The following is a 12,514-nucleotide window of genomic DNA, read 5'->3' as shown; positions in this document are numbered from 1 at the left end:
TTTTCCGCTAACGCGGATACCCGAACGCGACAGCCTATGAACGAGCCTGCTTTGAGGACGCGTCCGCCGCCTTTTCGGCCACGGCTTCGGCGGCTTCCTGCTTCTCGCGCGCCAGCTTCTGCTTGACCTGATCGCGCTCGATCAGCCGGGCCGCCCAGATCGACACCTCGTAGAGCAGGATGGTCGGGATGGCCAAACCGATCTGGCTCATCGGATCAGGCGGCGTCAGCACCGCCGCGACGACGAAGGCGATGACGATCGCCCATTTGCGCTTCTCGGCCAGCGCCTTCGACGACAGCATGCCGACGCGCGTCATCAGGCTGGTCACCACCGGCAGCTGGAACACCAGGCCGAAAGAGAAGATCAGCGTCATGATCAGGCTGAGATATTCCGACACTTTCGGCAGCAGCGAAATCTGCACCTGGTCGTCGGTGCCGGCCTGCTGCATGGCGAGGAAGAACCACATCACCATCGGCGTGAAGAAGAAATAGACCAGCGACGCTCCCATCAGGAACAGGATCGGCGATGCGATCAGGAACGGCAGGAAGGCGTTGCGTTCGTTCTTGTAGAGGCCTGGCGCGATGAATTTGTAGATCTGCGTGGCGATCAGCGGAAAGGCGATGACCATGCCGCCGAACATGGCGAGCTTGACTTGGGTGAAGAAGAATTCCTGCGGCGCCGTATAGATCAGCTCGACCTTGTGCGGATCGAGCCCGGCCCACTGCGTGGCCCATTTGAACGGAACGACCAAAAGATTGAACAGCTTCTTGGCGAAGAAGAAGCAGACGAGGAAGGCGACGAAGAAACCGCCGATCGACCAGATCAGCCGGCGGCGCAGTTCGATCAGATGCTCCATCAGCGGAGCCGACGACTTCTCGATCTCGTCCTTTTCGCTGTCCGTAATGCTCACTTGGCGGCCCCCGCCGTCTTCTTGGGCGCGGGATTCTTGGCCGGCGCAGGCTTCGGCTCAGCCTTTGTGACTGCCTTCGGTGCAGCAGCGGGCTTGGTGGCGGCTTTTCCAGGTGCAGCCTTGGCGGGCGCCGCTGACGGCTTGGCCGCAACCTTCGCCGCAGGCGCCGGCTTTGCCGGTGCTGCCTTGGCTGCCGCTGTTTTGGTTGCCGGGGCCTTTGATGCCGCGGCCTTCTTGGCGCGCGCGTTTCGTGGCGCTGCTGTTGCTGCAGCCGGTGTCACCACCGCCTGATCGGTCATCGCCGGAAGGATCGGCGCCGCCGGCGCTGTTTCCGGTCCGTTGAGACCCGGCATCACCGTCGCGCCGTTCTTGAGCGGCTCAGCCGGCTGTGGTGTTTCTGCCGCGGGCGTTGAGGGGTCGACGGCGGGCTTTGGCTTCATCACCGCATCGACGCCGGAGCGAACCTCGGCTGCCGCCTGTTCGAACGGATTGAGCTGCTTGCGAATCTCGGCCGCCGGATTGAGGCCGCGCAGCGTATCGACAGACTTCTTGACGTCGTCGAGCTCGGCTTCCTTCAACGCCTCGTTGAACTGCTTCTGGAAGTCGGAGGCCATGGCACGCAGCTTCGCCGTCGTGCGGCCGAAGGTGCGCAGCATATTGGGCAAATCCTTGGGTCCGACGACCACGATCATGACGATCGCGATCACCAGCATTTCGGTCCAGCCGACTTCAAACATGGCAATCAGTTCCGACTAGTGCTTGTCGCCCAAAAGTGCGAAGCGGTTTTGGGACAACGACTTGCACAAAAGCAACAACCTTCGGCTCAGCTCTTGCTGGCCTTTTCCTTCACTGCCGAAACGGTCTCATCCGGGCGGTGCTCGACGGTGCGCTTGTCTTCGGCGGTATCGTCGTCGGCCATGCCCTTCTTGAAGCTCTTGATGCCCTTGGCCATGTCGCCCATCAGCTCGGGTATCTTGCCGCGGCCGAACACCAGCAGCACGATCACCAGCACGATCATCCAGTGCCAAATCGAAAATGAACCCATTGTAACTCTCTCTCGAATGTTTTCCCTGGCGATGATCTATGCGTTTTCGCGTTGGGATTCAAACACAACAGCGACAAAGTTTATGAAGGCGCGGCTTATGTCACGCATTTTCGGCAAAGCTGCCCGCTACCAATCGGCGCATCTACCGCAGCAATGCAGCTTTTTGACAGCGGCTTGCGGTCAATCTTCCGTGACGCGCGGCGTCAGCAGGCCGAGTTCCTCGAGATCGATGTCGGTCAACGCATCCTCGTCCTCGGTCAGCGCGTCCGGATCGGCCGGCGGCAACGGGATGGCGAAATTCGACGGCATGCGGCCGGAGAGCAGCCCTGCCCCCTTCAGTTCGTCCATCCCGGGAAGATCGCGGATCTCCTCCAGTGCGAAATGGTCGAGGAAAGTGTCTGTCGTGCCGTAGGTGACGGGACGGCCGGGCGTACGGCGGCGGCCGCGCATGCGCACCCATTCCGTTTCGAGCAGCGTATCCAGCGTGCCCTTCGAGGTCTCGACGCCTCTGATGTCCTCGATCTCGGCGCGCGTCACCGGCTGGTGGTAGGCGATGATCGCCAGCACTTCGAGCGCGGCGCGCGACAGCTTGCGCTGCTGCACCGTGTCGCGGCTCATCAGGAAGGCGAGATCGCCGGCGGTACGGAACGCCCAGGCATCGCCGACCCGAACCAGATTGACGCCGCGCCGCGCATAGATCTGCTGCAGCTCAGCCATGGCAGCGGCAATGCTGATGCCATCGGGCAATCTGGCTGCGAGCTGCTTTTCGCTGACCGGCTCGGCGCTGGCGAACACGATCGCCTCGGCCATGCGTATGGCTTCGACCATATGCAGCCGTTCGCCAGGATTCAGAAGCAGGGTATCAGTCGGGTCCTGGGCGATAATGCCCTCCTCGGTCTCTTCTTCGACCTTGAACGGAATGACCGAAGCGTTGGCGCGTTCGCTCATGATGCCACCTCGACTGCCTTGATTGGTTGCGCGCGGCCGCGCAGATAGAGCGGCGCGAACACCTGGTCCTGTCGCATCTCGATGCTGCCTTCGCGCACCAGTTCCAGCGACGCCGCAAACGAGCTGGCAATCGCGGTACGCCGTTCGTCCGGGCTGGTCAGGTAATTGATCAGATAGCTGTCCAGCGCCGTCCAGTCGCGCAGCGAGCCGATCAGCCGGGTCAGGATATCGCGCGCATCCTTGAGCGACCACACGCCACGCCGGGCAATTGTCACATTGGTGATCGCCTGTTTCTGGCGCTGCTGCGCATAGGCGGTGAGCAAATCGTAGAGCGAGGCCGAATAGGCGTTACGCTTCTCGACGATGACCATCTCAGGCATGCCGCGTGCAAACACGTCGCGGCCGAGCCGGTTGCGGTTGACCAGCCTTGCCGAGGCGTCGCGCATGGCCTCCAGACGCTTCAGCCGGAACTGCAGCACCGCGGCCAGTTCCTCGCCGCTTTCGCCTTCTTCGCCGGGCTGCTTGGGGATGAGGAGCTTCGACTTGAGGAAGGCCAGCCACGCCGCCATCACCAGGTAGTCGGCGGCAAGCTCAAGCCTTAGCGCCCTCGCCGTCTCGACGAAGGTCAGATACTGCTCGACCAGCGCCAAGATGGAAATCCGCGACAGATCGACCTTTTGGTTGCGGGCGAGATGCAGCAAGAGATCGAGCGGACCTTCGAACCCGGCGACGTCGACGACAAGCGACGGGTCGCCGGTGACCCGTGAATCGTCGTTCTCGGCCCACAGACGGTCCATCGGTGCGGCCTTCGCAGCCTTGCTGTCCAATGTTTCCGCCACTTGTTCCTTTACCTCTGGTTAGAGCATGATGCCGAAAAGTGTGAAGCGGTTTTCGGACGACATCATGCTCTCTCTATCTAATTTAGAGACGGATTCAGATTTCAGGTCGAACAGACCTGAAATCATCCGTCTCTAGGCCACCGCATCGAAATAGGTGGCAAACTCGGCGCGTATCTCGGTTTCGTCGGCCCGGTCGCGATCCCTTATATAGGTCAGCGCCCGCTTGGCGCGCTCCAGCGACGTCCCTTCAAGTCCCGTGGTTCGCGATGCGATGCCTGCCATCTCCTCAAAAACGCCATTGCAGTGAAGGACCAGATCGCAGCCCGCCGCAAGGATCGAGGCCGCCTTTGTCGGGAAATCCCCAGAAAGTGCCTTCATCGAGGTGTCGTCGCTCATCAACAGCCCGTCGAAGCCGATCTCGCGGCGGATGATCTCGTCGATGACCTTGCCTGAGGTGGTCGCTGGGTTCTTCGGATCGATGGCGCTGTAGACGACATGCGCCGTCATCGCCATCGGCAGATGGCTAAGCTCGCGGAAAGGGGCGAAATCATGCCGCTGCAGGTCGCTCAGCGAGGCATCGACCACAGGCAGTTCGAAATGCGTGTCGGCAAAGGCGCGCCCATGGCCCGGAATGTGCTTCATGACCGGCAGCACGCCGCCCGACATCAGCCCTTCCGCTGCCGCCCGGCCGAGTTCGATGACCGGGCGCGGCTCCTTGCCATAGGCGCGCGCGCCGATGACGTCGCTGGCGCCCTCGATCGGCACGTCCAGCACCGGCAGGCAATCGGCCGAGATACCGAAGCGCAACAGGTCGAACGCGTGCAGCCGCGCCATCAGCCAGGCAGCGCGGGTGCCGGCATCATGGTCCTTGCGCCACAATGCGCCGAGCGCGCCGCCGGCGGGATAGTTGGGCGCCAGCGGCGGCCGCAGGCGCTGCACCCGGCCACCCTCCTGGTCGATGAACACCAGTGCATCGGGGCGCCCGATACAGTCACGCATTTCGGCGACCAGATCGCGGATTTGCTCGGTCTCGCCGATGTTGCGGGCAAACAGGATGAAGCCCCACGGGCATTCATTGCGATAGAAACGGATTTCTTCGCGGGTCAGCGATTTCCCGGCACAGCCGAGGATCATGGATTTTGATTCGGTCATCCCACCAGTTTAGGGCTTCGCGCCGCCAAAGGGAATCTCCCCGGACGGCAAGCGCCTCAACCTCTCGCCCATCCACATGAAAAAGCCGGCGCGACCCTTGGGAACGCACCGGCTCTGATAATTGGATCCGGCCTTACCGCGACACGAAGCAGTTGCCGCCGGCAGCCTTGTAGCTGGTGCACAGATTGATCGCATCGTTGCGCGATTGCGCAGGCACCCGGACACGGTAGAAGGTGCCCTTGCCGGCGATCTCCGCCTTGACGATGTTGGCGGTGCGACCGGCGAGCACATTTCCATAGCGGCGCTGCAGGTCGGCGTAGTTGGCCTGGGCGCTTTCGACCGTCGGCTGCGAAGCGATCTGCATCGACCACGAACCGCCCGATGTCGAAGCCGTCGCCGGGATGGAGGCAACCTGGTCGGGCTTGACCTCGCCGACCACGTCGACCGGCTGGTCGGACGGGCGCTGCGGCGCCACGGCAACCGTCTGCGGCGTGTTGGCGGACTCGGTCTCAGCCTTCGGCGCAGCCGCCGGCTTCACCGGCTTGACCGGCTTGGCGGTCTCGGCACTTGCCTGGTCGCTATTTGCCTGATCGGCAGGCGCCACGGTGCCGGTCTGCTCGGCATCGGCCGAAGGGGCGACGTGCTGCGGCGCCGGGTCAAGCGGCTCAGTCGCCGCAACCTGCGGCGCGGCCGGCGTCGAGTCCTCGCGTGCCACCAACGAGCCGTCGGGCTTGACCACCATGGTCCGCACCTTGCGCGGGGCAACGGCGACCGTATCGGGGTTCTTCTCGGCNGCCGTCGGGCTTGACCACCATGGTCCGCACCTTGCGCGGGGCAACGGCGACCGTATCGGGGTTCTTCTCGGCTTCCTGCAGCACCTGCGCAATGCGGTCCTCGGATTTTGGCGCCGGCGCGACAGCCGCGTCGGGGTTGCCGGCAGCGTCGGGGTTGACGGCAGCTTCGGGGTTGCCGGCAGCGTCGGGGCCTGGGGCAGTATCGTCGGGCGACAGATCGACGACGCGGCTTTCAGGCTCCTGCGCCTTCACATCGACCGGCTCTTCGGTGTTGGTGACCAGCTTCTCCTGAACCGGCTCGGCCGGCTTGGTGCCCTTGGCGACCGCATCATAAACCTTGTTGTCCTGGTTCGGCACCACGGCGCCGCCCGGATTTTCGGGCTTGACCTTGATCGGCCTGTTGTCGGCTTTGACAATGACCGGCGCATCGCTGCCGCCCTTGCCGCCGAACGACAAGGCGAAGGCGCCAAGGCCGCCGGCAATCGCAACCGCAGCAACGACCCCCGCGACCAGCAGCCCGCTCCTGCGCGGCCGTGCGGCTTCCTGCTCGGCGAGGCCCGGCACCGCCATTGCCTCGTCCAGATCCGGATCGTAGTCGAGTTCGTCGACCGCGAAATCGTCGGCCTGCGAAACCGGCTGGCTGCCGGGCAGATCGTCCATGTCGAAGCCGCCGGCGGCATCGGCGTGGTGAGCTTGCGTGGCTGCAAGCACTTCGGCTGGCCGCGCCGCATAGGCGCGCTGGTCGAGCTCGTGGCCCGAACTGAAGCTGGAACTGTAGGAATCGTCATCATAGCCGGCACTGCGTGCGGCAGTGGGCGGCGCCACTTCCACCGCGTTCATGTCGTTGAGCATGCCGGCGAATTCGGCGTCGATGTCGTCATAGGCGGCCGGCTCGTCTTGCTCGAAGCTGAGTTCTGGAATGTCGAGGTCGTCGGCAATCGCCACCACACGCTCCGGCACATCGACCGTCTCGACATCCGGCATCTCGTCATAGGCCTGAGGCGGCGCCTGGCGCGATGGCGTCGGCGCCACATAGGCAGCAGCGGCAACCGGCTGGTCGCGATAGCTTGGCGCTGCCGCCGGCGGCATGGACGGCTTTTCTGCAAAAGCAGCTTGCGGCTGCGCTGCAAAAGAAGGTTTCGGCTGCGCTGCAAAGGAAGGCTGGGCCGGGGTGGGAGTCACGCGGCTCCACGAACGCGCCGGCTCCGGCGGCGTCGAGCGCCAGTCGCCAGCGACCGGTGCTGCCGTATCGTCATGACCGAGATCGATGCCCTTGGCCAGCGCCGCGTCGAAGGCGTGATCATCGAACTCGATCTCGGGCACATGGCCTTCAAGTTCGCCGGCAAGCAGATCGTCGAAATCGGCATCGTCCGCCTGGGCCTCCTGAGGAGCAGGCGCGTGTTCGTCTAGGTCCCAGTCGAGATTATCGACCGGAGCGACCGGCGTCGCGACGGACCGCTGCACCGGGGCAACCGGCTCATAAGTCCTGGTGGGCTCGATGGCGGCAGCCCTGGTGGGCTCGGTGACCACCGGAATCGGGGCGACTGGCGCCGGGCGTGGTGTGGTCATGGCGCCAAGCAGCGCGTTGAGTTCATCTTCCAACGTCCGTTCGTCAGCGACCGGAGCGGCCGGGGTCGCCATATTGGTAGGCGCCACATAGGCTGGTGCGACCGGAGTTGGCTGAACCGGAGCGGGTGCGGTCTCGGCCACCGGCTCGTGATCGGCAAGCGCATCATCGATGCTCAGATCGAAATCGTCGAATGCTTCGTGCGCAGTCTCATGAGAGGGGCTGGCCTCCACGGTCCAGGCCGGCGTCTCGTCCACTTCCGGCGCATCCATCTCAACCGGCGCGCTGGCCTGCAGATCGCTGACATCCAGATCGCGCTCTTCCGGATCCTCGGCCTCAACAGGCTGAGCCTCGAAAGCCTGAGGCTCGAAATGCTCGGCCGCAAAATCCTGGGCTGCAAAATCCTGGGCCGCAAAGTCCATGTCGACATCGGCCATCGCGTCATCGAAATGACCCGCAAAATCCTCGTCGGCAACAGCGTGGTCGGCGGAGCCGACGGCGTCGAAGGTATGGATCGGCGCCTCGGCTACTGGCGCGGCATACTGGTCCTGCGCCGGCGCAGGACCGTCCAGCGTCAGCTCGTCTTCCAGCGACATCGAGACGGCATTGTCGAAATCATCGTCGAACGCGAGATCGTCGGCAGGCGCAGCAGCAACCTGCGCGACATCTGCGGCATGGGCGACGGTCGCATCGTCATCGAGCAGCAACCCCTGCTCGAGCGAAGCGGCAAGCTCGTCATCCATCGGCAGGTCGTCTTCGAGCGGCGATACGTTTTCCAGTGAACTGGCCACGGCATTGTCGAAATCGTCATCGAATGCAGCTTCGTCGAATGCGGGCTCGGCAAACCAAGGTTCGGCAACCGAGGGTTCAACGGGAGCAGCCGCAGCCTGCGGGGCAGCGCCGAAATCCAGATCGGCGGCATCGTCGAAGACGAAATCATATTCCAGCGAAGCAGCCAGCACATCGTCCATCGCGGCATCGGTGGTTTCGAAAGCCGGCTCGCGAATCTCGGCAGCAGGTTCGTAGGGCTCAGCGGCAGGCTGGTGAACCTCGGGAGCTGGCTGGCTGGCCTCCATGGAACCGATTTCATCGCCGAATTCGCCCATCAACTCCTTCTCGAGGTCGATGTCGAAATCGCCCTCGTCCGCAGCCGTCTCGACGGCTGGCGCCTGCGGCTTGACCGGCTGGCGCGGATCGAAACCCATGATCCTGGTCAGTTCAGCGAACGGATCATCTTCGGCGATGTCGTTGTTGTCGGCTACTCTCAGCTGGGTTCTGTCTGCCATTATTGTTCCCGAACTCGCACTCATTCGGACGCCATGGACGTCGCGTAGGGTTGGCCCTTACCAGCGCAATGTGGGCAAATGGTGACAGGTGTTTTAGTTAAACCTAACGCATCTCAGTGGGCGCATCAGCCCCAATCAGCGTCAGGCCGGAGGTCAAAACATCCGAAACAGCCTGCACCAGCCCTAGTCTGGCATGAGTCAATTGTCGGTCGTTAACCTTAACAAAACGTAAGTCGGCATTCTCGGTGCCCCGATTCCAGTGTCCATGGAAGCTGGAAGCCAGATCGTAGAGGTAGAATGCCAGCCGGTGCGGCTCCAGCGCAAGGGCCGCGGATTCGACCAGCCGGGGATATTCAGCCAGCTTCCGGATCAGGCCGATCTCGCCCTCATCGGTGAGCGACGCCGAGGCCGCGGCCAGGCTGTTGCGGTCGAAATTGGCCTCGCCCAGTTGCTCGCTCGCCTGCCGGAACACCGAATGACAGCGCGCCGAAGCGTACTGCACGTAGAACACGGGATTGTCCTTGGACTGTTCGGTGACCTTGGCGAAATCGAAGTCGAGCGGCGCGTCGCTCTTGCGGTAGAGCATCATGAAGCGGATCGCATCGCGGCCCACCTCCTCCACCGCTTCGCGCAAGGTCACGAAGTCGCCCGACCGCTTCGACATCCGAACCGGTTCGCCATCGCGAAACAGCTTCACCAGATTGCACAGGAGCACCGTGAGTTGCAGCTTCAGATCATCGCCTGCAATCGCCCGCGCCAGCGCTTCCAGCCGCTTGACGTAGCCGCCATGGTCGGCGCCCAGCACATAGATCAGGCCGACGAAACCGCGGTCGACCTTGTCCTTGAGATAGGCGACGTCGGCGGCGAAATAGGTGAACGAGCCGTCGGACTTGACCAGCGCCCTGTCCATGTCGTCGCCGACCGTCGTCGAGCGGAACAGCGTCTGCTCGCGGTCTTCCCAGTCGTCCGGCTTCTCGCCCTTGGGCGGCGGCAGCTTGCCCTTGTAGATATGGCCCTTCAGCGTCAGATCGTTGATCGCCGAGCGGATTTTTTTGGCATTGTCGGCATGCAGCGTGCGCTCGGAGAAGAAAACGTCGTGATGCACATTGAGCAACGCCAGATCCTCGCGGATCATCACCATCATGGCGTCGATCGTGCGGTCCTTGACGATTGCCAGCGACTGATCGTCGGGCATCTGCAAGAGCTTGCGGCCAAATTCGGCAGCCAGCGCCTGACCGACCGGCACAAGATAGTCGCCGGGATAGAGACCGGCCGGTATCTCGCCAATGTCGTCGCCCAGCGCTTCGCGGTAGCGCAGGAAGGCCGAACGCCCGAGCACGTCGATCTGCGCGCCGGCGTCGTTGATGATGTATTCCTTGGTGACGTCATAGCCGGCGAAGGCCATCAGATTGGCGAGCGTGTCGCCGACAACCGCGCCCCGGCAATGGCCGACATGCATCGGCCCGGTCGGATTGGCCGAGACATATTCGACATTGGTCTTCTTGCCGCCACCAATGGTCGAGCGGCCGTAGTTTTGCCCCTCGCCGAGCACCGCGGTCAGATGTGCCTGCCAGAAAGCGTCCTTGAGCCGGAGATTGACGAAGCCGGGACCGGCGACGTCGGCTTCGGCAACATCGGCGTCGCTGCGCAGCACTTCCACCAGCCGCTCGGCCAGCGCCCGCGGGTTGTGCCCTGTCGGCTTGGCCAGTACCATCGCCGCATTGGTGGCGAGATCGCCATGGCTGGCGTCGCGCGGCGGCTCGACGGCGATGCGCGACAGGTCGGGCGAAACGCCATTACTGTCTTTCAAATCAAGCGCTTCGACGGCTTTTGTGATTCGCGCGCTGAAATCGGCGAAGATGTTCATGGGTCTTGCTCTGGCGGACTGTGCAGGGGAACCGGCTCATTGGCCGGCAAATCGCGCCCGCCCTAGCTTAAATCGGGCGTATGGTCAAACAGACGGCGGTGTTCCTTCAAGGCGTAGGTATCCGTCATCCCCGCCAGGAAATCGGCGACGCTGCGCGCCTTGATGCGGTCCTCCGCCCGGTCGAGCCCCTCCCGCCAGCCGTCCGGCATGGCGCGCGGATCGGCGAAATAGACATCGAACAGGTCGCGCACGATCTGCTCGGCCTCAATGCGAACGCGCATCACCTCGTCATGCCGGTAGAGATGCTTGTAAAGAAAGGTCTTCAAATCCTTCTCGGTTGCCGCCATGTCTGCGGAAAAGGTCACCATCGTCTCGCCCGCCGCCCGCACCGCTTCGGCGCTGTCAGGCTTGATGCGCTCCAGATTGGCGGTGGTGGAAACAATGACGTCCTCGACCATCATCGTGATCTGCCGGCGCATCAGCTCATGGCCGGTGCGCACATCGTCCAGGCCCGGATAGCGCGCGCGCACGCTTGCCAGGATCGATCCCGGCAGCGCCACCGTTTCCAGCATGTCCAAGGTCAGGAAGCCGGAGCGCAGGCCGTCGTCGATGTCATGGGTGTTGTAGGCGATATCGTCGGCGATCGCAGCACATTGCGCCTCGATGCCGGCGAAATGGTCGAGTTCGAGGTCGTGCAACTCGGAATAGTCGCGGATCGCCTGCGGCACCGGGCCTTTGAGCCCTTTTCCCTTGGCGTCGGTCAGCGGGCCATTGTGCTTCACCAGGCCTTCCAGCGTTTCCCAGGTCAGGTTCAGCCCGTCGAACTCGGCATAGCGCCGCTCCAGCCGCGTCACCACGCGCAGCGACTGCGCATTGTGGTCGAAGCCGCCCCATTGGGCCATCCGCTCGTTCAGCGCGTCCTCGCCGGTATGGCCGAACGGCGTGTGACCGAAATCGTGCACCAAGGCGACCGCCTCGGCCAGATCCTCGTCGCCGCGCAGCGCTCGCGCCAGAGCCCGCGCAATCTGCGCCACCTCGATCGAATGCGTCAGCCGGGTGCGGTAGTGATCTCCTTCATGGGCGACGAACACCTGCGTCTTGTGCTTCAGGCGGCGGAAGGCAGTCGAATGAATGATACGGTCGCGGTCGCGCTGGAATGGCGTGCGAGTCGGGCTCTCGACCTCGTCATAGAGCCGCCCGCGCGACCTGGCTGGGTCGCTGGCATAGGCCGCGCGCGGCCGATAGCCGAACCCAATGTCGCCAAGCTCATTTGTCATGGCTGATGCCGCCGCAGTTGACTTGCCCCTTCCCGCTTCATACCTATCATGTGAAACTGAAAGCAAGGTGACGCCCATGGGCGCTGATGCCAAGACTGCCATGAAAGTCGAGATGACCGAGTCCGCCGCCAAGCGGATCGCGAAAATCGTCTCTGGCGAGGCCGGCAAGACGGCGCTGCGCGTCTCCGTAGAGGGCGGCGGCTGCTCCGGCTTTTCCTACAAGTTCGACCTGGTCAATACGCGCAACGACGACGACGTCGCCATCGAAAAGGACGGCGCCACCGTGCTGATCGACGATTTGTCGCTGGTCTATATGGGCGGCTCGGTGATCGACTTCGTCGACGATCTGATGGGCCAATCGTTCCAGATCCGCAACCCCAATGCAGTCGCCTCCTGCGGCTGCGGCACCAGTTTCTCCATCTAGGCAGATGTCCGGCGTCGGCGCGGTCCGTCAGGTCGCACTGTCGGCCGGGCGCGATCTCGACGTGACGCTGGCCTTCTGGCGCGATGTGCTCGGCCTCAACGTTCACGCCCGCTACGATCCGCCGGGCATCGCCTTCATCATGGCCGGTGATATCAGGTTGCTGTTCACCGATGGCGTTCCGGCCGGCACCGTCTATCTCGATATTGCCGGGCTCGAAGCCTTCCACGCCGAGGCGAAAGCGTCCGGCGTTCCCTTCACCGCACCGCCGGCGCTCGTCCACAACGACATCGAAGGCACGTTCGGAACGGCGGGGGAAAGCGAGTGGATGGCCTTTCTAAAGGACCCGGCAGGCAATACGATCGGGCTTGTCGAACGTCTTTCGCCCGAACATCCCTGAGGCCGCCC

General features: G+C 63.4%; 11 protein-coding genes. 2 read left to right on the top strand and 9 right to left on the bottom strand.

Annotated features, from left to right (window positions below; genetic code table 11):
• Positions 1–34: 34 nt before the first annotated feature.
• The 9 genes from tatC to X728_RS162365 all read right to left on the bottom strand — a co-directional run bounded on the left by tatC (position 35) and on the right by X728_RS162365 (position 11,685).
• Positions 35–910 carry a twin-arginine translocase subunit TatC gene (gene tatC, locus X728_RS162330; protein ID WP_023667686.1) on the bottom strand — a complete coding sequence of 292 codons (876 nt, stop codon included), beginning with the start codon at positions 908–910 and terminating at the stop codon, positions 35–37.
• Positions 907–1,647: a Sec-independent protein translocase protein TatB gene (tatB, locus tag X728_RS162335; protein ID WP_023830610.1), complete on the bottom strand. Its 741-nt coding sequence runs from the start codon at positions 1,645–1,647 to the stop codon at positions 907–909. The genes tatC and tatB overlap by 4 nt, the downstream gene beginning before the upstream one ends.
• A gap of 86 nt (positions 1,648–1,733) precedes the next feature.
• Positions 1,734–1,955, bottom strand: a complete 222-nt coding sequence (locus tag X728_RS162340) for a twin-arginine translocase TatA/TatE family subunit (RefSeq protein WP_023681650.1) — start codon at positions 1,953–1,955, stop codon at positions 1,734–1,736.
• A 180-nt stretch (positions 1,956–2,135) separates the two neighbouring features.
• A complete protein-coding gene (gene scpB / locus X728_RS162345) occupies positions 2,136–2,903 on the bottom strand; it encodes an SMC-Scp complex subunit ScpB (RefSeq protein WP_023830609.1) in 768 nt (255 codons plus the stop codon).
• Positions 2,900–3,700 (bottom strand): ScpA family protein, encoded by an 801-nt coding sequence (locus X728_RS162350; protein ID WP_023667690.1) that lies wholly within the window; start codon positions 3,698–3,700, stop codon positions 2,900–2,902. The genes scpB and X728_RS162350 overlap by 4 nt, the downstream gene beginning before the upstream one ends.
• A gap of 174 nt (positions 3,701–3,874) precedes the next feature.
• Positions 3,875–4,894 carry a beta-N-acetylhexosaminidase gene (gene nagZ / locus X728_RS162355; protein WP_023830608.1) on the bottom strand — a complete coding sequence of 340 codons (1,020 nt, stop codon included), beginning with the start codon at positions 4,892–4,894 and terminating at the stop codon, positions 3,875–3,877.
• A gap of 133 nt (positions 4,895–5,027) precedes the next feature.
• Positions 5,028–5,636, bottom strand: coding sequence for an SPOR domain-containing protein (locus tag X728_RS1000000172190; protein ID WP_348625621.1), 609 nt, complete (start codon positions 5,634–5,636; stop codon positions 5,028–5,030).
• A gap of 3,008 nt (positions 5,637–8,644) precedes the next feature.
• Positions 8,645–10,408: an arginine--tRNA ligase gene (gene argS, locus X728_RS162360; RefSeq protein ID WP_023830607.1), complete on the bottom strand. Its 1,764-nt coding sequence runs from the start codon at positions 10,406–10,408 to the stop codon at positions 8,645–8,647.
• A gap of 62 nt (positions 10,409–10,470) precedes the next feature.
• Positions 10,471–11,685: a deoxyguanosinetriphosphate triphosphohydrolase gene (locus X728_RS162365; RefSeq protein WP_023729964.1), complete on the bottom strand. Its 1,215-nt coding sequence runs from the start codon at positions 11,683–11,685 to the stop codon at positions 10,471–10,473.
• Positions 11,686–11,761: 76 nt separating this feature from the next.
• Here X728_RS162365 and erpA point away from each other — a divergent pair, with 76 nt between their 5' ends.
• Positions 11,762–12,109: an iron-sulfur cluster insertion protein ErpA gene (erpA, locus tag X728_RS162370; protein WP_031194769.1), complete on the top strand. Its 348-nt coding sequence runs from the start codon at positions 11,762–11,764 to the stop codon at positions 12,107–12,109.
• Positions 12,110–12,113: 4 nt separating this feature from the next.
• Positions 12,114–12,506 (top strand): VOC family protein, encoded by a 393-nt coding sequence (locus X728_RS162375; RefSeq protein ID WP_023830605.1) that lies wholly within the window; start codon positions 12,114–12,116, stop codon positions 12,504–12,506.
• Positions 12,507–12,514: the final 8 nt, after the last annotated feature.

The organism is Mesorhizobium sp. L103C119B0, from assembly GCF_000502235.1.
GTDB lineage: Bacteria > Pseudomonadota > Alphaproteobacteria > Rhizobiales > Rhizobiaceae > Mesorhizobium.
Note: the sequence above shows the minus strand (reverse complement) of the source record. Positions and strands in the feature narration are given on the sequence as shown.